This window comes from Citrobacter sp. RHBSTW-01044, from assembly GCF_013781945.1.
Lineage (GTDB): Bacteria > Pseudomonadota > Gammaproteobacteria > Enterobacterales > Enterobacteriaceae > Citrobacter > Citrobacter braakii.
In genome coordinates, this window is sequence record NZ_CP056180.1 from 552,924 (window position 1) to 575,726 (window position 22,803).

The 22,803-nt window shown below is 51.3% G+C and carries 19 protein-coding genes and 1 other RNA gene; 13 read left to right on the plus strand and 7 right to left on the minus strand.

The genetic code is table 11. The annotated features are described in order from the left end of the window. Positions 1 to 192: 192 nt before the first annotated feature. The 6 genes from nagA to kbaZ are packed head-to-tail and all read right to left on the minus strand — an operon-like array spanning position 193 to position 5,202. Positions 193 to 1,326 carry an N-acetylglucosamine-6-phosphate deacetylase gene (nagA, locus tag HV352_RS02745; RefSeq protein WP_016157553.1) on the minus strand — a complete coding sequence of 378 codons (1,134 nt, stop codon included), beginning with the start codon at positions 1,324 to 1,326 and terminating at the stop codon, positions 193 to 195. Continuing rightward, positions 1,323 to 1,757, minus strand: coding sequence for a PTS galactosamine/N-acetylgalactosamine transporter subunit IIA (agaF, locus tag HV352_RS02750; protein ID WP_016157552.1), 435 nt, complete (start codon positions 1,755 to 1,757; stop codon positions 1,323 to 1,325). Before agaF ends, nagA begins: the two co-directional genes overlap by 4 nt. 16 nt (positions 1,758 to 1,773) lie before the next feature. Beyond that, on the minus strand, positions 1,774 to 2,652 hold the full coding sequence (agaE, locus tag HV352_RS02755; protein ID WP_003024929.1) for a PTS N-acetylgalactosamine transporter subunit IID: 879 nt from the start codon (positions 2,650 to 2,652) through the stop codon (positions 1,774 to 1,776). Next, complete coding sequence (agaW, locus tag HV352_RS02760; RefSeq protein ID WP_003839998.1) at positions 2,642 to 3,421, minus strand: PTS N-acetylgalactosamine transporter subunit IIC; 780 nt, start codon at positions 3,419 to 3,421, stop codon at positions 2,642 to 2,644. Before agaW ends, agaE begins: the two co-directional genes overlap by 11 nt. 10 nt (positions 3,422 to 3,431) lie before the next feature. After that, complete coding sequence (gene agaV / locus HV352_RS02765; RefSeq protein ID WP_016157550.1) at positions 3,432 to 3,905, minus strand: PTS N-acetylgalactosamine transporter subunit IIB; 474 nt, start codon at positions 3,903 to 3,905, stop codon at positions 3,432 to 3,434. A 19-nt stretch (positions 3,906 to 3,924) separates the two neighbouring features. Further along, positions 3,925 to 5,202 carry a tagatose-bisphosphate aldolase subunit KbaZ gene (gene kbaZ, locus HV352_RS02770; protein WP_032931839.1) on the minus strand — a complete coding sequence of 426 codons (1,278 nt, stop codon included), beginning with the start codon at positions 5,200 to 5,202 and terminating at the stop codon, positions 3,925 to 3,927. A 267-nt stretch (positions 5,203 to 5,469) separates the two neighbouring features. Between kbaZ and HV352_RS02775 the strand changes: the two genes are divergently transcribed. Next, on the plus strand, positions 5,470 to 6,279 hold the full coding sequence (locus HV352_RS02775) for a DeoR family transcriptional regulator (RefSeq protein WP_016157548.1): 810 nt from the start codon (positions 5,470 to 5,472) through the stop codon (positions 6,277 to 6,279). Positions 6,280 to 6,338: 59 nt separating this feature from the next. On the opposite strand, the gene garD is transcribed toward HV352_RS02775, so the two are convergent. After that, positions 6,339 to 7,910 carry a galactarate dehydratase gene (gene garD / locus HV352_RS02780; protein WP_016154637.1) on the minus strand — a complete coding sequence of 524 codons (1,572 nt, stop codon included), beginning with the start codon at positions 7,908 to 7,910 and terminating at the stop codon, positions 6,339 to 6,341. A 403-nt stretch (positions 7,911 to 8,313) separates the two neighbouring features. Between garD and garP the strand changes: the two genes are divergently transcribed. The 12 genes from garP (at position 8,314) to tdcG (ending at position 22,770) form a co-directional block, all read left to right on the plus strand. Continuing rightward, positions 8,314 to 9,648: a galactarate/glucarate/glycerate transporter GarP gene (gene garP, locus HV352_RS02785; RefSeq protein WP_003024898.1), complete on the plus strand. Its 1,335-nt coding sequence runs from the start codon at positions 8,314 to 8,316 to the stop codon at positions 9,646 to 9,648. Positions 9,649 to 9,663: 15 nt separating this feature from the next. Next, positions 9,664 to 10,434, plus strand: coding sequence for a 2-dehydro-3-deoxyglucarate aldolase (gene garL, locus HV352_RS02790; RefSeq protein WP_005131731.1), 771 nt, complete (start codon positions 9,664 to 9,666; stop codon positions 10,432 to 10,434). A 30-nt stretch (positions 10,435 to 10,464) separates the two neighbouring features. Beyond that, complete coding sequence (gene garR / locus HV352_RS02795; protein WP_016154635.1) at positions 10,465 to 11,355, plus strand: 2-hydroxy-3-oxopropionate reductase; 891 nt, start codon at positions 10,465 to 10,467, stop codon at positions 11,353 to 11,355. Positions 11,356 to 11,420: 65 nt separating this feature from the next. Further along, a complete protein-coding gene (gene garK, locus HV352_RS02800; RefSeq protein WP_181635174.1) occupies positions 11,421 to 12,566 on the plus strand; it encodes a glycerate 2-kinase in 1,146 nt (381 codons plus the stop codon). A gap of 32 nt (positions 12,567 to 12,598) precedes the next feature. Then, positions 12,599 to 12,975: RNase P RNA component class A (gene rnpB, locus HV352_RS02805), an RNA gene on the plus strand. Between the two features lie 990 nt (positions 12,976 to 13,965). Continuing rightward, positions 13,966 to 14,904, plus strand: coding sequence for a transcriptional regulator TdcA (gene tdcA / locus HV352_RS02810; protein ID WP_003828596.1), 939 nt, complete (start codon positions 13,966 to 13,968; stop codon positions 14,902 to 14,904). Positions 14,905 to 15,002: 98 nt separating this feature from the next. Then, on the plus strand, positions 15,003 to 15,992 hold the full coding sequence (tdcB, locus tag HV352_RS02815) for a bifunctional threonine ammonia-lyase/L-serine ammonia-lyase TdcB (RefSeq protein WP_003828594.1): 990 nt from the start codon (positions 15,003 to 15,005) through the stop codon (positions 15,990 to 15,992). 22 nt (positions 15,993 to 16,014) lie between these two features. Beyond that, positions 16,015 to 17,346, plus strand: a complete 1,332-nt coding sequence (gene tdcC / locus HV352_RS02820) for a threonine/serine transporter TdcC (protein WP_016154633.1) — start codon at positions 16,015 to 16,017, stop codon at positions 17,344 to 17,346. Positions 17,347 to 17,377: 31 nt separating this feature from the next. Beyond that, entirely contained in the window at positions 17,378 to 18,586 is a 1,209-nt protein-coding gene (gene tdcD / locus HV352_RS02825; RefSeq protein WP_016154632.1) for a propionate kinase, read from the plus strand. 28 nt (positions 18,587 to 18,614) lie between these two features. After that, entirely contained in the window at positions 18,615 to 20,909 is a 2,295-nt protein-coding gene (gene pflB / locus HV352_RS02830) for a formate C-acetyltransferase (RefSeq protein ID WP_181635175.1), read from the plus strand. Positions 20,910 to 20,922: 13 nt separating this feature from the next. Next, the gene (locus HV352_RS02835; RefSeq protein ID WP_016157544.1) at positions 20,923 to 21,318 is read left to right on the plus strand and encodes an enamine/imine deaminase; all 396 of its coding nucleotides are present in this window, start codon (positions 20,923 to 20,925) and stop codon (positions 21,316 to 21,318) included. Positions 21,319 to 21,405: 87 nt separating this feature from the next. Further along, entirely contained in the window at positions 21,406 to 22,770 is a 1,365-nt protein-coding gene (gene tdcG, locus HV352_RS02840; RefSeq protein ID WP_019077758.1) for an L-serine ammonia-lyase, read from the plus strand. Positions 22,771 to 22,803 lie beyond the last annotated feature (33 nt).

Here is a 22,803-nt window from a genome sequence, read left to right on the forward strand (position 1 = left end):
AAGAAATCGAAAGGTCAATAAGATGAAATGAAATAAAACGAAAATTGTGATCGTGAGAGCGAAGGATGTAATTATCTTATTGATCTATAAAGATAAGAGTTGTTATAAGGTGGTTGAGTATTTCCTTAATCGAAAGGAAAAGAAAGGCCTTACGATCAAGGTTCGCAGGCCAACACAAGACAAAATGAAAGGTCAAAGGGGGAGAGCCTGACCCTGAATCCAGATCTGTTGTAAATGCAGCCCGCTATTAAGCGCGATCGCGTCGGCACGTTTACCCACTGCTAACGATCCCAGTTGGCGATCGATTCCCAACAGACGTGCAGGGTGGAGAGAGGCCATATGAATTGCCTCTTCTGCCGTTATCCCGGTGAACTCGATCATATTTCGTACGGCTGCATCAACCGAGAGCGTGCTGCCAGCCAGGCCACCGGACGTGGTACGCACAATTCCGCTGCGCATTTCCACTTGCTCACCGCAGAGCGAATAGCGCCCGTCAGGCATTCCTGCTGCCTGCATGGCATCTGTGATCAGCACCAGTCTCTCTTTCGCGCAACAGCAGCACAGCTTCATGGCCGCCGGGTGGACATGGTGTCCGTCAGCGATAAGCTCCAGCCAGGCGCGAGGGTCGGTTAACCCTGCGCCAACCATACCGGGCTCCCGGTGATGTAAGCCAGTCATACCGTTATAGCAGTGAACTAATCCGTCAGCACCTGCATCAAAGGCCGCGCGGGTTTGTTCCCAGTTGGCTGCGCTGTGGCCCAGCATCACTCGGACGTTGCGCCGCTTCAGATATTCGATAGCCTGCAATGCGCCAGTTTTTTCTGGTGCCAGCGCAACGACGCGCAATGTGTGCTGGGAAACCGTAATCAGTTCAGCCAGTTCACTGAGCTCCAGTTCCCTGAAAAGCTCAGGCGGGTGCGCCCCTTTGTTCTGCGGCGTAAAATATGGGCCTTCAAGATAACTGCCCAGCACCTGTGCGCCAGGCCCGCCGCAATGGTAGCGACGGGCAATACGCTCCAGCGCATTGTGAATATCCGGTAGTGGAGCGGTGACGGTAGTGGGTAGCCAGTTGGCTACCCCTTCACGCGCCTTGTGCATCGCCAGTTTGTCGAGCGTATCCGGTGCCTCATCCATAACATCGACGCCCGCACCACCGTGTACGTGGGTATCAATGTAAGCTGGACAAAGCAGTTCAGCGTCGCGCTCCATAACACCGGATGGGATTGGCTCTATTGCTGCAATGATACCGTCTTTAATATGTAATTGATGATCATCCAGCCATCCCTGTTCGGTTAGTAGACGCCTGGCGCGCAATCGCTTTGTCATATCCCTTCCTCAACGGGGTTTTCCTCGCGACAGCGTCCCAGCTCGTCCACCAGACTGGTTAAACCCCTGTGTCCGCACTCCAACGCCTGCACACGAAACGCTTCGCTGCTCAGGCCGTCGCGCTCCAGCACCATCTCCAGTAGCAGTTGTAGATTGGTACCGGTGATCACTTCAGTACCTTGCCTTTGCATGGCCAGTGTGGAAGCTACGCGAAATGGCGTCCCGCCCAACAGGTCTGTTAGAAACACGATGTCTTGCTGAGCATCCAGTTCACTCACTGCCTGTTCAAGTTGCGAGGTGAGTAAGGCCGTGGTTGAGGTTTCCGGAAAGTCGATGGCGATGAACTGAGTCTGTTCACCCAAAATCTGTTTCATCGCTTTTTCCATTCCGCTGGCAAACCCGCCATGGCCCGTCAAAATAATACCTAACATCTACAACCCCTTATATTTACAGGAAGTGACAGAACTTACCTACGACGCCAAGCACCACGGTAATGGCGATAAGACGAAGAGGACTCCAGCCACGCCGGACCAGCCAGAACATAGTCAATGTGTAGACCAGCGGTAAAAATGCTGGCATCAATTTGTCTATAACGTCTGTTTGCAGTTTCACAACCGCGTCGCCAGCAGTAATTTCCAGCGTAGTGCTCAGGCGAACATAGGTCGCTACCAGCGCGCCGATCACCGTCATCCCAACGATGGATGCAGCATGTCCAACCTTTTTGGTGTTAGCTTTAATTAGCGGGATGGCAGCAACGCCCATTCGATAAGCATAGTGTGCTAGCCCAAAGCGCAGACCAAGATGAACCACGTTAAACATAACAATAAAGACAACTGCGCCAAGAATAGAACCTTGCAGCGCCAGACTGGCCCCGATACCACCGCAAATAGGCAATAACGTTAACCAGAACATGGCATCACCGATACCGCCAAGTGGAGCGCCTACGGCAATCTTGGTGCTTTGAATACTGTTTACATCCTGCTTGGAGCGTTCCATCGCAAGGATAATCCCGATAACAAACGTGACCAGGAACGGGTGCGTGTTGAAGAAGCCCATATGGCCTTTCATCGAACGCGCCAGATCGCGCTTGTTGGTATGGATCTTTTTCAGTGCAGGTAACAGGCCGTACAACCATCCTGATGCCTGCATACGTTCGTAGTTAAAAGAGGCTTGTAATAACATTGAACGCCAGGCAACACGGTTGATATCTTTTTTCGTCAGCTCGGCACCGATATTCTGGTCTTCGTAGACGTTTTCATTGGTGCCGGACAGCAGCGTTTCTTCGGTTTCGGAAACGTTCGGCAGAGCCGTTTGATTAGATGCCATCTTCGAATTCCTCTTTTTGTGCTGCGGGAGCTGTAGGTTCAGGTGATTTACGCAGAAAATCGATCAGCGCCATTGCCAGTGCTGCTGCTGCGATCGCCAGCACAGGGAGTTTGAGCCAGGCTGCGGCTACAAAACCCAGGATGAAGTAGGGGATATAGACGTTTTTCATCATGATTTTCAGCAGTACGGCGAAGCCGATAGCTGGCATGATGCCGCCTGCCACGCCGAGGCCGTCAATCAGACGAGTCGGCAGAACATCTATAGCGGTTTTGGCATGTTCCGCACCAAAGTAAATCGGCAGGAACGCGCATAAAAAATAGAAGGTCCCCAGCGCCAGCAACGCCAAATAGTTGACCCGCTCAATTCCTGCGGTATCGGCATTTGCTGCCATGCGATCGCACCGAGCCATCACCCCTGACATCACAGAGAACAGGAAGGTAATCCCCATCTGTACCGCTACGGCGAACGGTACCGCCACTCCTACGGCAACTTCGGGTTTTACTCCTGTCGTTATGGCAAACGTGGTTCCCACGATAGTGCCGATAATCACGTTTGGTGGCTGAGCTCCAGCCAGCGGGGCCAGGCCCATCCACACCAGTTCCAGCGTACCACCTGTCAAAATACCGGTATGCAGATCGCCCAGAATCAGGCCGACCAGCGGCCCGAGAACAACCGGGCGGTGCATGTGCGTTAACCCGTTGAACATATCCAGGCCTGCAATAAAGGCGAGAATACCCAACGCAAAAGCCTGCAACAGACTAATTTCCATTGTGAATACCTCAGAGAAGTTTATAGAGGTCCTGGGCGGCTTCTGTTGGAACGCCCTGAACGAAGCACTCCACCCCAGCGGCTTTTAGCCCGTTGAACGCCGTAATATCGGCAGCGTCTACAGAAACCGTTTTGGCGATTTGTTGCTTGCCGTTGGCATAGTGCATATTGCCAACGTTGATACGGTTAACAGGAACACCGCCTTCAACCAGACGGAAGAAATCCGCAGGCGATTTGCAAACCAGCAGAATTTTCTGGCGATCGGCGGCACGGTGAATATTGTCGATCACTTTTTGTAGTGACCAGAAGCGTACGGCGATCCCTTCTGCCAGTACCATTTCCATCAGGTTTTGCTGTACTGGGTCTTCAGCCACTTCATCGTTAGCGACCAGCACCAGATTTGCCCCCGCAAATCCGACCCATTGCACACCAACCTGACCGTGAATCAGACGTTCATCAATGCGACTTAATACAATGTTTGGCATGGTATTTTTCTCTTTTTTGTTATTCGTTACGATCTGGAGCACCCAGGCAGGCGCAGTGATATTGCTGCAGTATGTCCTGAATATGGTTAATGATGAGTTCTCGCGGTGTGGCGCTGAGATCTCCCCCGCGCACTTTTACGTACTGCAAGGGTAAATACTGGCTAATTAGCGGCAGTGGAATGGGGTCATCCGCCAGATTACGCACCAGACGTTCGAATGCTTCATCAATCTGGTTGTCCGGCCAGTAGTAACGAACCCGATCGGAGTAGCTATAACCGCGGGCCAAACGGCGCGCGTTGCCATCGCCGTGATAGTGGCTCTGCCAGTATTCTGGTCGATCAAGCATCACGCTTTCCAGCACATGTCGCAGGCCTGAACTGGCTTTTGCTGGCAGCAATTCTTCTTCAATAGCGGCTAACGAAAACAGTGCTTCGCGCAGGGCGAATGTCAGCGCGGGTCCCACTTTCAGAATGGCGAAGTGATCTATCACCAGTTGGCGCAAGGACTGTGGCGTTTGGTAATCGGTAGAATGCGCTTCAAAAACCAGCGTGTCGTAGTCTTCCACCATTTTGCTGAGTGCCACGGCTTTCTGCGGTTGATAATCAATGATGTGTGTGTGGTCGAATTCAACGCCAGGTTGTACCACCAGGGCGATAATACGCGGCCAGATACCTTCCAGCCCGCGCTTTTCAAAGGCGTGATAATGGGCCTGTAACGTTGCACGTGCGGCATCCGGCGTTGTTACCGCCAGTTCGGTTAACGCTTCGTGAGCGCCACCAGGAACCGGAACTTCTGTGCCGATCACATAGACCAGGTCAGACTCACCAAAATGTGCCATACAGGTTTCTTCGGCTACTTTTGCCAGGCGTGCGGCGCGCTCGGCGACGATTTCATCAGTCAGGGGAACCGGGTCGTTAGTACACGACATGCTGCAATCGAGGTGGATCTTTTTAAAGCCTGCGGCGACATAACTCTTGATCAGATCGTCAGCGTTGGCCATTGCCTCTTCTGCTGGCAGATTTTGCCAACGGTTTGGCCCAAGATGGTCCCCGCCGAAAATCAGCATATCCTGAGAAAAATTAAGCGAGTCGGCTAAACGGCAGACAAAACTGCGAAAATCGGCTGGAGTCATCCCCGTATAGCCGCCAAACTGGTCAACCTGATTAGAGGTTGCTTCGATCAACAGCGGTGTATGATTGGCATGGGCGTAGCGTATTGCGGCTTCCAGTACGATTGGATGTGCGGAACAAACGGCATAAATCCCGTTTGCCTTCCCCCATTTATGCTGCTCGACCATTTTAGTTAGATGTTTCACTTTCCTCTCCAGGTCAGATAACTGCGACATCATTCTTTCGTTTTGTTTCATTTAATACTGCATCATGGTGGTATAAAAATAAAACGAAAGATAATGGTTTTCCGATCTGTTTCACAAAAGAAACGCAATGAAAGGTTTCAGCGTAAGTCTGTCTGGCTCTTACCCGTTTACGGGGCTTGCATTCACGTAAAAGAAAGGCGTTAATAGACAAAACGAAATAAAACGAAAGATTCAACTAAAGGATTTCATATGAGTAACACCGAGTCCTCTGCAGACAAGCGCGTTATCGGCACTAGCGAAAGACGTGAGCAGATCATCCAGCGATTACGGCAGCAGGGAAGCGTTCAGGTTAACGATCTTTCTTTATTTTTTGGCGTCTCCACGGTCACTATTCGTAACGACCTCGCCTTTCTGGAAAAACAGGGGATTGCGGTACGCGCCTATGGTGGAGCACTGATTTGCGAAAGCAATGCGCTTGTTGTGGAGCCTTCTGTTGAAGATAAGAGCTCACTCAATACGGCGGTAAAACGCAGTATTGCCAGAGCCGCCGCGGAGTTGATCAAACCGGGGCACCGCGTGATTCTCGACTCCGGTACCACGACGTATGAAATTGCCCGCCTGATGCGCCAGCAAACCAACGTCATTGCTATGACTAACGGTATGAATGTCGCCAATGCGTTACTGGAAGCCGAAGGGGTTGAGCTGCTGATGACCGGCGGCCATTTGCGTCGTCAGTCGCAATCATTTTATGGCGATCAGGCAGAGCAATCGCTACAAAATTATCACTTCGACATGCTGTTTCTTGGCGTTGATGCCATCGATTTAGAGCGTGGTGTTAGCACACACAACGAAGATGAAGCGCGTCTCAACCGTCGGATGTGTGAAGTGGCTGAGCGTATCATTGTCGTTACTGACTCGACGAAGTTTAACCGCTCCAGCCTGCATAAGATCATTGATACCCAGCGGATTGATATGATTATTGTTGATGAAGGTATTCCAGAGGATAGTCTGGAAGGTTTACGTAAACATGGGATTGAGGTTGTTCTGGTGAGTATCTGATAAAAAAGTCGGGAAGTTTGCGAACTCCCCGACCTGTAATCGAATTTAGCTTTCAGGAATCAGGTCACTGGCGCCGGGTTAAACACCGCCAGTTGGTTATGCAGTCCCCATTGATCCGAGAAGGTTTTCTTACGCCCGCTGGCGACGTCGAGAATAAACTCGAACAGTTTCAGACCCACGTCTTCAATGGTTTCTTCGCCGGTAGCGATGGTGCCTGCGTTGATGTCCATCAGGTCAAACCAACGGTTGGCCAGCTCGGTACGGGTCGCCATTTTTATCACCGGCACGGCCATCAGGCCGTACGGCGTACCGCGACCGGTGGTGAACACCTGCACGGTGATCCCGGAAGCGACCTGCTGCGTACCGCAGACAAAATCACTGGCGGGTGTAGCCGCGTAAATCAGGCCGCGTTTGGTTGGGCGTTGACCCGGCGACAAGACTTCGACAATCGCGCTCTTGCCAGACTTGGCAATAGAACCCAGCGCTTTTTCCACCACGTTTGCCAGACCGCCTTTCTTGTTGCCAGGAGAAGGGTTGGCGCTGCGATCCGTTTTGCCCATATCAAGGTAGTTATCGTACCAGGCCATCTCTTCGAGCAGGCGTTTACCTACTTCTTCGTTAATCGCACGTGGGGTCAGAAGATGGATGGCATCGCGCACTTCGGTAACCTCAGAGAACATTACAGTGGCGCCGCAGCGTACTAACAGGTCGGAGGCATAACCGACCGCCGGGTTGGCCGTCACGCCTGAAAACGCATCGCTGCCGCCGCACTGCATGCCGACCACCAGTTCTGACGCCGGGCAGGTTTCACGCTGGCGTTGATTGAGTTTTGCCAGATGGCGTTCGGCCACCTGCAAAATATCGGCAACCATCGATTGAAAGCCAACGTGTTTTTCATCCTGCAGGCTGACGATGCTGGCGCTGTCGACCGGAATACTTTTCACGTCGTGCGTGCCTTCCAGCAGGCGCTCTGGCTGCAGTTTTTCGCAGCCGAGGCCAATGACCATCACTTCACCGCCAAAGTTCGGGTTTAGCGCAATATTGTGAATGGTACGAATCGGCACGATGGCGGCTGGGGCATTAATCGCCACGCCGCAGCCGTACAGATGATTGAGTCCGACCACGCCGTCAACGTTCGGGTATTTGGGCAGCAGATCGCGCTCAATGATTTTCACCACATAATCCACCACGCCCGCCACGCAGTGCACGCTGGTGGAAATACCGAGCAGATTCTTGGTGCCGACACTACCGTCCGCATTGCGATAACCTTCGAAGGTGTAACCTTCAAGAGGCGGCAGCGGCTCTGGCACTTTGGTTGCCAGCGGCAGCGTCTCCAGCGGCGGGGCCTTGGGTAGCTCAACCATTGATTCATCAATCCAACTGCCGCGAGGGATATCGCGAACGGCATAGCCTATCACTTCGCCATAACGCACGATTTCGCCGCGAACAGGAATATCCAAGAGCGCCACTTTATGTCCCTGAGGAATATGTTCAATGAGTTCCAGTCCGTCTGGAAAACGCGTCCCAGCTTTCAGACCATTGTCATTGACAATTATCGCCACATTATCTGTTTCGTGAACTTTAATATAAAACGCCGTTGGCGATTCTTGTCTGATTTCGATGTCGGCCATTGTCCAGTATTCTCCAACAAGGTGGTGATAATAGTGTGGATATTTATATTTTGAATCTAATTATAAGTAATAAAGATTCGGTATCGTGAAATAAGAATGTCAGGAGTTTATCGCCAAGAATGTGATGATGATCACTTAAACTCAGCAAGGCCGCCCCACCAGGGGTAGCAATACGTAAATGTGTGCATTAGCGCCCATGTATGTGTGCATATGCCCAAAACATTATTTTAATAACGCATGTTTAATGAGCGCTTGCACAATGATTAACGTGGCGCTGCTGATTATACTAAATCACGGTTTCATAACGTCTGATAAATTATTATGCGTTCTTATTATCAGTAATTTATCACCAGGAATATCTACCCAATAATAATAAAAATTTAATGTACCCGAGGTAATTAGAATGATTCTGGATACAGTTGTCGAGAAAAAGAAAGGCACGCACACCCGTTACTTAATATTGCTGATAATATTTATCGTTACAGCCGTTAACTATGCGGACCGTGCAACGCTGTCAATTGCCGGCACGGAAGTGGCGAAAGAGTTACAGCTCAGTGCCATCTCAATGGGGTACATATTCTCTGCTTTCGGCTGGGCTTACCTGTTAATGCAAATCCCCGGCGGCTGGCTGCTGGATAAGTTTGGTTCAAAGAAAGTCTACACCTACAGCCTGTTCTTCTGGTCGCTGTTTACCTTCCTGCAGGGCTTTGTAGACATGTTCCCGCTGGCCTGGGCGGGTATTTCAATGTTCATCATGCGCTTTATGCTGGGCTTCTCGGAAGCGCCGTCCTTCCCGGCGAATGCCCGTATCGTGGCGGCCTGGTTCCCGACGAAAGAGCGCGGTACGGCGTCCGCAATTTTTAACTCCGCACAGTATTTCTCTCTGGCGCTGTTTTCGCCGCTGCTGGGCTGGCTGACCTTCGCCTGGGGCTGGGAACATGTCTTTACCGTGATGGGCGTGATTGGTTTTGTGCTCACCGGGCTGTGGGTAAAGTTTATTCATAACCCAACCGATCACCCGCGTATGTCGCAAGAAGAGCTGAAGTTTATCTCTGAAAACGGCGCGGTCGTGGATATGGACCATAAAAAGCCGGGTGATGTGAAGTCAGGCGGTCCTAAATTGCATTATATCAAGCAGTTGCTCACTAACCGTATGATGCTCGGCGTGTTCTTCGGACAGTATTTTATCAACACAATTACCTGGTTTTTCCTCACCTGGTTCCCGATTTACCTGGTACAGGAAAAAGGCATGTCGATCCTGAAAGTGGGCCTGGTGGCTTCGATTCCTGCGCTGTGCGGATTTGCCGGTGGCGTACTCGGCGGCGTGTTCTCTGATTATCTGATTAAACGTGGCTTCAGCATCACTCTGGCACGTAAGCTGCCGATTGTGCTCGGAATGCTGCTCGCCTCGACCATTATTCTGTGTAACTACACCGATAACACCACCCTGGTGGTGGCGCTGATGGCGCTGGCGTTCTTCGGTAAAGGCTTCGGGGCGCTGGGATGGCCGGTGATTTCCGATACTGCGCCGAAAGAGATTGTCGGTCTGTGCGGTGGGGTATTTAACGTATTTGGCAATGTGGCTTCCATCGTCACCCCGCTGGTGATTGGGTATCTGGTGAGCGAGCTGCACTCATTTAATGCTGCGCTGATGTTTGTAGGGTGCTCGGCGCTGATGGCAATGGTTTGCTACCTGTTTATTGTCGGTGACATTAAACGTATGGAATTGCAGAAATAAACAAAGGTGTAAGCGATGAATAACACGATTTTTCCGAATAAGTTTAAAGCGGCTCTCGCGGCGCAACAGATTCAGATTGGCTGCTGGTCTGCATTAGCCAGCCCAATCAGTACCGAAGTTTTAGGCCTGGCGGGTTTTGACTGGCTGGTGCTGGACGGCGAACACGCGCCGAACGACATATCGACGTTTATCCCGCAATTGATGGCGCTGAAAGGCAGCGCCAGCGCGCCGGTAGTGCGCGTACCGACCAACGAGCCGGTAATTATCAAACGCCTGCTGGATATCGGATTTTACAACTTCCTGATCCCGTTCGTGGAGACGGAGGAAGAGGCGGTGAACGCCGTGGCGTCGACCCGCTATCCGCCGGAAGGTATTCGCGGTGTGTCCGTATCCCATCGCGCCAATATGTTTGGCACCGTACCGGACTATTTTGCGCAGTCGAATAAGAACATCACCATCATCGTGCAGATCGAAAGTCAGCAGGGCGTTGATAACGTTGACGCAATCGCGGCGACAGAAGGCGTCGACGGGGTCTTCGTCGGCCCAAGCGATCTGGCTGCGGCGTTAGGCCACCTCGGCAATGCGTCACACCCTGATGTGCAGAAAGCTATCCAGCACATTTTTGCCCGCGCGAAAGCACACGGCAAACCAAGCGGCATTCTGGCCCCGGTAGAGGCGGATGCGCGTCGTTATCTGGAGTGGGGCGCGACGTTTGTTGCCGTTGGCAGCGATCTTGGCGTGTTCCGTTCAGCCACGCAAAAATTGGCTGATTCTTTTAAGAAATAACCACCCTCGACAGTAGAGAGAGATAAAGACATGACAATGAAAGTTGGTTTTATTGGCCTCGGTATTATGGGTAAACCAATGAGTAAAAACCTCCTCAAGGCAGGTTACTCGCTGGTGGTTGCTGACCGTAACCCGGAATCCATTGCGGAAGTAATTGCCGCAGGCGCAGAAACCGCCGCTACGGCGAAAGATATTGCCGAGCAGTGCGATGTGATCATCACCATGCTGCCGAATTCTCCGCATGTGAAAGAAGTGGCGCTGGGAGAGGGCGGCATTATTGAAGGGGCGAAACCGGGGACAGTGCTGATCGACATGAGCTCCATCGCGCCGTTAGCCAGCCGTGAAATCAGCGACGCGCTGAAAGCGAAAGGCGTGGATATGCTGGACGCGCCGGTAAGCGGTGGCGAACCGAAAGCCATCGACGGTACTTTGTCGGTGATGGTTGGCGGTGATAAAGCGATTTTTGACAAATATTACGATCTGATGAAGGCGATGGCAGGTTCCGTGGTACATACCGGTGATATCGGCGCAGGTAACGTCACCAAGCTGGCGAATCAGGTGATTGTGGCGCTGAACATTGCGGCGATGTCGGAAGCGCTGACGCTGGCGACCAAAGCGGGCGTAAACCCGGATCTGGTGTATCAGGCGATCCGTGGTGGGCTGGCGGGAAGCACCGTACTGGATGCGAAAGCGCCGATGGTTATGGACAGAAACTTTAAGCCGGGTTTCCGTATCGACCTGCATATTAAAGATCTGGCGAACGCGCTGGATACCTCTCATGGCGTTGGCGCTCAGTTACCGCTGACTGCTGCAGTCATGGAGATGATGCAGGCGCTACGCGCTGATGGGCTGGGCACCGCCGATCATAGCGCACTCGCATGCTACTACGAAAAACTGGCGAAAGTGGAAGTCACTCGCTAACAAGAAGGGCGCGGATGCGCGCCCTGTATTTCTTGCCTTGCGCGGCACTGTCAGGCTACATAACTATGAAAATCGTAATTGCCCCAGACTCTTATAAAGAAAGCCTTTCTGCCACCGAGGTAGCTCAGGCAATAGAAAAAGGATTTCGGGAAATTTTCCCCGATGCGCAATATGTTTCTGTCCCGGTTGCCGATGGCGGTGAAGGAACGGTCGAAGCCATGATTGCCGCTACGCAGGGGAGTGAACATTCAGCGTGGGTGACAGGGCCGCTGGGCGAAAAAGTGAATGCCTGCTGGGGCATGTCTGGAGATGGTAAAACCGCGTTTATCGAAATGGCGGCAGCCAGCGGTCTGGCGTTGGTTCCACCTGAAAAGCGTAACCCGTTAGTCACCACGTCGCGCGGCACCGGGGAGTTGATTTTGCAGGCGCTGGATAGCGGTGCGCAGAGCATCATTATTGGTATTGGCGGCAGTGCGACCAACGACGGCGGCGCGGGTATGATGCAGGCGCTGGGGGCGAAACTCTGCGACGCCAACGGGACAGAGATTGGCAACGGTGGTGGAAGCCTGGAGAGTCTGAACACCATCGATATAACGGGCCTGGATCCGCGCTTAAAAACCTGCTCAATTCGCGTGGCCTGCGATGTAACCAATCCACTCACCGGCGATACTGGCGCTTCGCGCATTTTTGGCCCGCAGAAAGGGGCGACGGAAGAACGCATTATCGAACTGGACCGCAATCTGTCTCACTATGCCGACATCATTAAAAAATCGCTGCGGGTTGATGTGAAAGACGTTCCTGGCTCTGGTGCGGCTGGCGGAATGGGCGCCGCGTTAATGGCTTTTTTAGGTGCGGAGTTGCGCAGTGGTATTGAGATTGTGACCCAGGCGCTCAATCTGGAAGAGCATATTCATGACTGTACGCTGGTGGTGACCGGAGAAGGGCGGATTGACAGCCAGAGCATTCACGGCAAAGTGCCGGTGGGGGTGGCGAATGTCGCGAAGAAGTACCACAAGCCGGTAATTGGTATTGGCGGCAGCCTGACGCGCGATGTGGAGGTGGTGCATCAATATGGTATCGATGCGGTGTTTAGCGTATTAACCACCATCAGCACGCTGGAAGAGGCCTTTCGTGGGGCATTTGATAATATTTATCGCGCTTCAAGAAACATCGCCGCCACGTTGGCGATAGGAATGCGCAGTGCGGGGTGACAATGCCCCGCAAACCCTCTATACTGCGCGCCGAAGCTGACCAGACAGTCGCCGCTTCGTCGTCGTCCTCTTCGGGGGAGACGGGCGGAGGGGAGGAAAGTCCGGGCTCCATAGGGCAGGGTGCCAGGTAACGCCTGGGGGGGAAACCCACGACCAGTGCAACAGAGAGCAAACCGCCGATGGCCCACGCAAGTGGGATCAGGTAAGGGTGAAAGGGTGCGGTAAGAGCGCACCGCGCGGCTGGTAACAGTCCGTGGCACGGTAAACTCCACCCGGAGCAAGGCCAAATAGGGGTTCACAAGGTACGGCCCGTACTGAACCCGGGTAGGCTGCTTGAGCCAGTGAGCGATTGCTGGCCTAGATGAATGACTGTCCACGACAGAACCCGGCTTATCGGTCAGCTTCACCTCCTTATAAAACCCCGCTTCGGCGGGGTTTTTGCTTTGTAGGCAGACTGTCCACGACGCTATACTCAAAAGAACGCGGCTTATCGGTCAGCTTCACCTCTTTATAAAAAACCCGCTTCGGCGAGGTTTTTTGCTTTATAGGCAGACTGTCCACGACGCTATGCTCAAAAGAACTCGGCTTATCGGTCAACTTCACTCTTTATAAAAACCCCGCTTCGGCGAGGTTTTTTGCTTTATAGACTGGATAAGACGTTTACACTGCCATCCGGCAGACGTTTTTCCTGTCGTGTTGTAGTTGGTTCACCACGAATCTGGCCTTTATTTCCCATTCATCTCATCGTTATTTGACCTTTATTTACGCGCTGAACTTCTTTTATCTAAGGGAATGGCTTGCGGGATATTTCCTTTTTTGTGATGACTAGCACAAAACGCTGCGCGATACGTTTTTATCGAGAATAATCGAACGCAATCGATCGCCATCACAAAATTACTGGCTGATAAATTGTACAAAACTACTGTTAATGCAATGTTGCATGTGATGATTATTTGTATGTTTTGGTTTAAATATTAATAAATGCAATGTTTCTTTACAAACAAATAAGGCTAAAAAACGTGATGCATAACGTTATTTGACCACTATAAACGATCAAATATAATTATATTTGATAAGTTGCTTATTAAATTTAAGCGCTGTTTTGCCTGGTAATTACTCTGTAATTGATTGAAATATAGCCTTTCGTGGTTTTAAGAAATAGCAGGGAAAATGGTGTTGTTATAGCCATAAAAAATCGTTATCCCCCCATCTTTTTTTGATTAAAGTCAGGATAAAGTGAGATCGATATTTCATATCTATATGATTATTAAGTGATTTCAATTTAAATAATAGTCTTACAAAATGTAAGTCAAGGGGATTTGTGAGTGGTAGCACATATCCTCGTTCGCTTAATTTGGTACACTTCCTGCCGTCAACAAAGTAATTAGCGCAGGTCGATATGAATACTATTACACTCCCTAAAACACAGCACTTAGTGGTCTTTCAGGAAGTCATTAGAAGTGGTTCTATCGGCTCAGCTGCAAAAGAATTAGGTTTAACTCAACCGGCTGTCAGCAAAATCATTAATGATGTAGAAGCTTATTTCGGTATTGAGTTAGTCGTACGCAAAAATACTGGTGTGACTTTAACTCAGGCAGGTCAGGTTATGCTCTCATGGTCTGAATCTATTACCCGTGAAATGAAGAACATGGTTGATGAGATGAACAGCATGACGAGCAATGCGGTCGTTGATGTGTCGTTTGGCTTTCCTTCACTGATTGCCTTCACCATCATGTCCGGCATGATTAAAAAATTCAAAGAAGTGTTCCCGAAAGCGCAGGTTTCCATGTATGAAGCTCAGCTCTCCTCGTTCTTACCTGCGATTCGTGACGGGCGTCTGGACTTCGCGATCGGTACGCTGAGTGATGAGATGAAACTGCACGATCTGCATGTTGAACCGCTCTTTGAGTCAGACTTCATCCTGGTTGCCAGCAAGTCCCGAACATGCACCGGCATCACCTCGCTGAGCGCGTTGAAAAACGAACAGTGGGTGTTGCCACAAACGAATATGGGGTACTACAGTGAACTTCTAACCACGTTACAAAATAATGGCATCAGCAGTGAAAACATCGTTAAAACAGACTCCGTCGTTACGATTTATAATCTTGTTCTCAATGCTGATTTCTTAACAGTAATTCCCTGCGATATGACCACACCATTTGGCTCAAACCAGTTTATTACTATCCCGGTAGAAGAAACCTTACCCGTCGCGCGTTATGCCGCCGTATGGTCGAAAAATTATCGAATTAAAAAAGCAGCATCTATTTTGGTGGAATTAGCCAAAGAGTATTCATCATATAATTGTCGGAGACGAAGGCAATTAATTGAAATTGATTAAAGATTGAATTTGTTTTAACACGAAATCAACGCCATCTGTCTATATCTGACAATGGTCACGGCTATCTATTTACTTTAATACCCTAGTAAGAGGTTCTAATGCACATTACATACGATCTCCCAGTTGCAATTGAAGATATCCTCGAAGCGAAAAAAAGACTGGCGGGGAAAATTTATAAAACGGGAATGCCTCGCTCTAACTATTTTAGTGAACGTTGCAAAGGGGAAATTTTCCTCAAGTTTGAAAATATGCAGCGTACCGGTTCATTTAAAATCCGTGGTGCGTTTAACAAGCTCAGTTCATTAACCGAAGCTGAAAGATGTAAGGGCGTGGTGGCTTGCTCTGCAGGTAACCATGCGCAAGGGGTTTCTCTCTCCTGCGCCATGCTCGGAATCGACGGCAAAGTGGTCATGCCGAAAGGCGCGCCGAAGTCTAAAGTTGCTGCAACCTGCGATTATTCCGCAGAGGTTGTGCTGCACGGCGACAACTTCAACGACACCATCGCTAAGGTTAGCGAGATTGTGGAAACTGAAGGCCGTATCTTTATTCCGCCATATGATGACCCGAAAGTGATTGCTGGTCAGGGCACTATTGGTCTGGAAATTCTGGAAGATCTGTACGATGTCGATAACGTGATTGTGCCAATTGGCGGTGGCGGACTGATTGCTGGTATTGCGGTGGCAATTAAATCTATTAACCCGACTATTAAAATTATTGGCGTACAGTCTGAAAATGTTCACGGCATGGCGGCTTCTTTCCACGCTGGAGAAATAACCACGCACCGAACGACCGGCACCCTGGCGGATGGTTGTGACGTTTCCCGCCCGGGTACTTTAACGTATGAAATTGTTCGTGAGTTGGTGGATGACATTGTCCTGGTCAGCGAAGATGAAATTCGCAACAGCATGGTGGCATTAATTCAGCGAAATAAAGTTGTGACTGAAGGTGCCGGCGCGCTGGCTTGCGCAGCATTATTAAGCGGGAAATTAGATAGCTATATCCAGAACAGAAAAACAGTCAGCATTATTTCTGGCGGTAATATCGACCTTTCTCGTGTATCTCAAATTACTGGTTTAGTTGACGCTTAATATACTTCGTTGAGGATAGGATATGAGTACTACTGATAGCATTGTATCCAGCCAGACAAAACAGTCGTCCTGGCGCAAATCGGACACCACCTGGACACTGGGTTTATTTGGTACAGCCATCGGCGCCGGGGTGCTGTTCTTCCCTATCCGCGCAGGTTTTGGCGGACTGATCCCCATTCTGATAATGCTGGTGTTAGCATACCCCATCGCCTTCTATTGCCACCGTGCGCTGGCACGCCTGTGTCTTTCCGGTTCTAACCCTTCCGGTAACATCACAGAAACGGTTGAAGAGCACTTTGGTAAAACAGGCGGCGTGGTTATCACGTTCCTCTACTTCTTTGCGATTTGTCCGCTGCTGTGGATTTATGGCGTCACCATTACCAACACCTTTATGACCTTTTGGGAAAACCAGTTGCAGATGCCAGCGTTAAACCGTGGCTTCGTTGCACTGTTCCTGCTGCTGCTGATGGCATTCGTCATCTGGTTTGGTAAGGATCTGATGGTTAAAGTGATGAGCTACCTGGTATGGCCGTTTATTGCCAGCCTGGTGCTGATCTCTCTGTCTCTGATTCCTTACTGGAACTCTGCGGTTATCGATCAGGTTGATCTCAGCAATATCGCTCTGACTGGCCATGACGGCATCCTGGTTACCGTGTGGCTGGGTATTTCCATCATGGTGTTCTCTTTCAACTTTTCACCAATCGTTTCTTCCTTCGTGGTCTCTAAACGTGAAGAGTATGAGAAAGATTACGGCCGCGAATTTACCGAGCAGAAATGTTCAAAAATCATCTCCCGCGCCAGTATGCTGATGGTTGCCGTGGTGATGTTCTTTGCCTTTAGCTGCCTGTTCACGCTCTCTCCGGCAAACATGGCGGATGCGAAAGCGCAGAACATTCCAGTACTGTCTTACCTGGCGAACCACTTCGCTTCACTGTCCGGTTCGAAGTCCACCTTCGCGACCGTTCTGGAGTACGGCGCTTCAATCATCGCACTGGTTGCTATCTTCAAATCTTTCTTCGGCCACTACCTGGGCACGCTGGAAGGTCTGAACGGTCTGGTGCTGAAGTTTGGTTACAAAGGCGATAAAACTAAGGTTTCCGCTGGCAAACTTAATACCATCAGCATGATCTTCATCATGGGCTCCACCTGGGTTGTGGCTTACGCCAACCCGAACATCCTGGACCTGATTGAAGCAATGGGCGCGCCGATTATTGCCTCTCTGCTCTGCCTGCTGCCGATGTATGCCATCCGTAAAGCGCCGTCACTGGCGAAATACCGTGGCCGTCTGGATAACGTGTTTGTTACCGTGATTGGTCTGCTGACTATCCTGAACATTGTCTACAAACTGTTTTAATCCTTAAGCTCAGGATGAGCGGAGTAGTGAAATGAATGAGTTTCCGGTAGTACTGGTTATTAACTGTGGTTCGTCTTCCATTAAATTCTCAGTGCTGGATGCAGCGAACTGTGAAGTTTTAATGGCGGGAATCGCGGACGGTATTAACTCTGAAAATGCGTTCATAGCAATTAATGGAGGAGAGCCAGCTAAGCTGGCTCACCACAGCTACGAAGACGCATTAAAAGCAATCGCCGTTGAACTGGAAAAACGTAATTTAATGGACAGCGTGGCCTTAATTGGCCACCGCATTGCCCACGGTGGAAATATCTTTACCGAATCAGCAATTATTACTGACGACGTTATCGATAATATTCGCCGGGTATCGCCTTTAGCACCGTTACATAATTATGCGAACCTCAGTGGGATTGAATCAGCACAGCACCTTTTCCCAGGCGTGCAGCAGGTTGCGGTATTTGATACCAGCTTCCACCAGACGATGGCCCCAGAGGCCTATCTTTACGGTCTACCGTGGAAATATTTTGAGGAGTTAGGCGTTCGTCGTTATGGCTTCCACGGCACGTCGCACCGCTATGTATCTCAGCGAGCGCATGAGCTTCTTGAGCTGCAGAGTGATGACTCCGGTCTGGTTGTGGCTCACCTGGGGAACGGCGCGTCAATCTGCGCGGTGCGTAACGGGCAGAGCGTTGATACCTCAATGGGCATGACGCCGTTGGAAGGGTTGATGATGGGCACACGCAGCGGCGACGTCGATTTCGGCGCCATGGCGTGGATTGCCAGCGAAACCAACCAGACGCTGAGCGACCTTGAGCGCGTTGTGAATAAAGAGTCCGGTTTACTGGGTATTTCCGGTTTGTCCTCTGACTTACGTACGTTAGAAAAAGCCTGGCACGAGGGACATGAGCGTGCGCAGTTGGCGATTAAAACGTTTGTGCATCGTATCGCGCGCCATATCGCCGGACATGCCGCTTCGCTGCATCGTCTTGATGGGATTATTTTCACCGGTGGAATAGGTGAGAACTCGGTATTAATTCGTCGTCTGGTTATTGAACATCTCGCCGTTTTAGGGGTGAATATCGACAGCGAGATGAATAGCCTGCCAAATTCCCATGGCGAAAGAATTATCTCTAATAAAGATGCTCGTGTTATTTGTGCGGTTATTCCCACAAATGAAGAGAAAATGATTGCGCGTGATGCCATTGCGTTAGGCAAAATTAATATACCAGTAGAATTTGCATAATTAATTTTCAGCAGAGAGATTATTTTTCATGAAGGTAAATATCGATACCAGCGATATGCTGTATGCCGAAGCCTGGAATGGCTTTAAAGGTACGGACTGGAAAGAAGAAATTAATGTCCGTGATTTTATTCAGCACAACTATACGCCTTATGAAGGGGATGAATCTTTCCTCGCCGAAGCAACGCCAGCGACCACTGCATTGTGGGAAAAAGTCATGGCGGGCATCCGTATTGAAAACTCGACGCACGCGCCGGTTGATTTCGATACCAATATTGCCACCACGATAACCGCACATGATGCGGGTTATATTGAACAAGAACTGGAAAAAATCGTTGGTCTGCAAACGGATAAGCCGCTCAAGCGCGCTCTGCATCCGTTTGGCGGCATCAACATGATCAAAAGCTCTTTTGATGCTTATGGTCGTGAGATGGATGCTGATTTTGAATACCAGTTTACTGAACTGCGTAAAACCCATAACCAGGGCGTATTCGACGCCTACTCTCCGGATATGCTGCGCTGCCGTAAATCCGGCGTGCTGACCGGTCTGCCGGACGGCTATGGCCGTGGTCGTATCATCGGCGACTATCGCCGAGTCGCGCTGTACGGTATCCGCTACCTGGTACGCGAGCGTGAACTGCAGTTTGCCGATCTCCAGTCGAACCTGGAGTGGGGCCAGAATCTTGAAGCCACGATTCGCCTGCGCGAAGAACTGTCTGAGCACCGTCGCGCCCTGCTGCAGATGCAGGAAATGGCAGCGAAGTACGGCTGCGATATCTCCCGCCCGGCGCGTAATGCGCAGGAAGCGGTGCAGTGGGTTTACTTTGCTTACCTGGCTGCGGTGAAATCTCAGAACGGCGGCGCAATGTCGCTGGGCCGTACCGCATCGTTCCTCGACATCTACATTGAGCGCGATTTCAAAGCGGGAATTTTAAACGAGCAGCAGGCGCAGGAGCTGATCGACCACTTCATTATGAAGATCCGTATGGTGCGCTTCCTGCGCACGCCGGAATTCGACACCCTGTTCTCAGGCGACCCTATCTGGGCGACTGAAGTTATCGGCGGCATGGGGCTGGATGGTCGCACGCTGGTGACGAAAAACTCGTTCCGCTACCTGCATACGCTGCACACCATGGGACCGGCGCCTGAGCCGAACCTGACGGTGCTGTGGTCTGAAGCACTGCCGATTGCCTTCAAAAAGTACGCCGCCCAGGTGTCTATCATCACCTCGTCTTTGCAGTATGAAAACGACGATTTGATGCGTGCCGACTTTGACAGCGATGACTATGCCATTGCCTGCTGCGTAAGCCCGATGGTTATCGGCAAACAAATGCAGTTCTTCGGTGCGCGTGCCAACCTCGCCAAAACGTTGCTGTACGCAATCAACGGCGGCGTGGATGAGAAGCTGAAAATTCAGGTTGGGCCGAAAACGGCACCGCTGATGGATGACGTGCTGGATTACGATACGGTGATGGAGAGCCTGGACCACTTTATGGACTGGCTGGCTGTGCAGTACATCAGCGCGCTGAACATCATCCACTATATGCACGACAAGTACAGCTATGAAGCTTCGTTGATGGCGCTGCACGATCGTGATGTCTATCGCACGATGGCTTGTGGTATGGCGGGTCTGTCCGTGGCGGCGGATTCTCTGTCGGCTATCAAATACGCCCGCGTGAAACCGATTCGTGATGAAAACGGTCTGGCTGTCGATTTCGAAATCGAAGGCGACTATCCGCAATACGGCAACAACGACGAGCGAGTAGACAGCATTGCCTGCGACCTGGTCGAACGCTTCATGAAGAAAATTAAAGTGTTGCCAACCTACCGTAACGCGGTGCCGACGCAGTCCATCCTGACCATCACCTCCAACGTGGTGTACGGACAGAAAACCGGTAACACACCGGACGGACGTCGCGCAGGTACGCCGTTTGCGCCGGGGGCTAACCCGATGCACGGCCGCGATCGTAAAGGCGCGGTTGCGTCGTTAACCTCAGTGGCCAAACTGCCGTTTACCTATGCCAAAGACGGTATCTCGTACACCTTCTCCATTGTGCCGGCTGCACTGGGCAAAGAAGATGGGGTGCGTAAAACCAACCTGGTTGGTCTGCTGGATGGTTACTTCCACCACGAAGCGCATGTGGAAGGTGGGCAGCATCTGAACGTTAACGTTATGAACCGTGAAATGTTGATGGATGCCGTTGAGCACCCGGAAAACTATCCGAACCTGACGATCCGCGTGTCTGGCTATGCGGTGCGCTTCAACGCGTTGACCCGTGAACAGCAGCAGGATGTTATTTCACGTACTTTCACCCAGGCGCTCTGACGCCGGAGGGATTATGAGAAAAGTTATTGCAACCGAATGTGCGCCAGGGGCGATTGGGCCTTACGTACAGGGCGTGGATCTGGGCAGCATGGTGTTGACGTCAGGTCAAATCCCGGTGTGTCCACAGACCGGTGAAGTGGCAGAAAACGTGGCCGATCAGGCACGTCAAAGCCTGGAAAACGTGAAAGCGATCGTCGAGTCCGCAGGTTTGAAAGTGAGCGATATCGTGAAGACTACCGTTTTCGTATCCGACCTGAACGACTTCGCCACCATTAACCAGGTGTACCAGCAGTTCTTTGATGAGCATCAGGCTATCTACCCCACGCGCAGTTGCGTACAGGTCGCCCGCTTACCAAAGGATGTGAAGCTGGAGATTGAAGCCATCGCCGTACGTGGCGACACGCTGTAATCCCTTGCGGGGCGATCTCAGGATCGCCCCAATCCTTAATGAGTGTGAAACCTGGTCTTCACTGAACGGCAATCCGAGGGTGTGGATATGATTAGCGCATTCGATATTTTCAAGATTGGCATTGGACCTTCCAGCTCCCATACCGTGGGGCCAATGAACGCAGGTAAAAGCTTTATCGATCTGTTGGTCAGCAGCGGCGAACTCCCCAGAACCACGCATATTGTGGTCGATCTTTACGGGTCGCTTTCCCTGACCGGGAAAGGTCATGCGACAGATGTCGCGATCATGATGGGGTTGGCCGGTAATAGTCCGCAAAACGTTAATATAGACTCAATCGCTGGTTTTACTCAGGAAGTAGCCCGTACCGGACGTTTGCCGGTTGCTGAGGGCACGCATGTTGTCGATTTCTCTCCAGATGAAAATATTCTCTTTCATACCGAAACCCTGCCGCGCCATGAAAATGGCATGCGTATCACCGCGTGGAACGGCACCGAGAGGCTATTAAGCAAAACCTATTACTCCGTCGGCGGTGGTTTTATCATTGAAGAGGAGCAATTTGGGCAGGTGCATGATGTTGAAGCACACGTGCCCTACAATTTTCATTCCGCCAGCGAACTGCTGAAACTGTGCGAGCGCAATGGGCTGTCTGTTTCCGGCTTGATGATGCAAAACGAGCTGGCGATGCGCAGCAAAGAGGAAATCGATGCTGGCTTTGCCGCCATTTGGGACGTCATGCACGCCGGGATTGAGCGCGGCATGAACACCGAAGGCGTCCTGCCGGGGCCGCTTAACGTTCCGCGTCGCGCCGTGGCGTTACGTCGGTTGCTGGTTTCCAGCGATAATCTGTCCAGCGACCCGATGAACGTTATTGACTGGATCAACATGTTCGCGCTGGCCGTGAGCGAAGAAAACGCCGCCGGGTGCCGGGTTGTGACGGCGCCGACCAACGGTGCATGTGGGATTATTCCCGCCGTATTGGCCTATTACGACAAGTTCCGCCGTCCGGTGAATGCGAACTCCATTGCCCGCTATTTGCTGGCCGCGGGGGCGATAGGCGCGCTGTATAAGATGAACGCCTCTATTTCTGGTGCTGAGGTGGGCTGCCAGGGTGAGATTGGCGTAGCCTGTTCAATGGCGGCTGCCGGGCTGACAGAACTGCTGGGCGGTAGCCCGTCGCAGGTCTGCATTGCAGCGGAAATCGCCATGGAGCATAACCTGGGGCTGACCTGCGATCCGGTAGCCGGACAGGTGCAAATACCGTGCATTGAACGTAATGCGATCAACGCAGTAAAAGCCGTCAACGCCGCGCGCATGGCGCTACGTCGAACGTCAGAACCACGCGTTTCGCTCGATAAAGTGATCGAGACCATGTATGAAACGGGCAAAGATATGAACGACAAATACCGTGAAACCTCACGCGGTGGGTTGGCAATTAAAGTGGTTTGTACCTGATGTGAAAAGACGTGCCTGGTCAGCGCAGCGCTA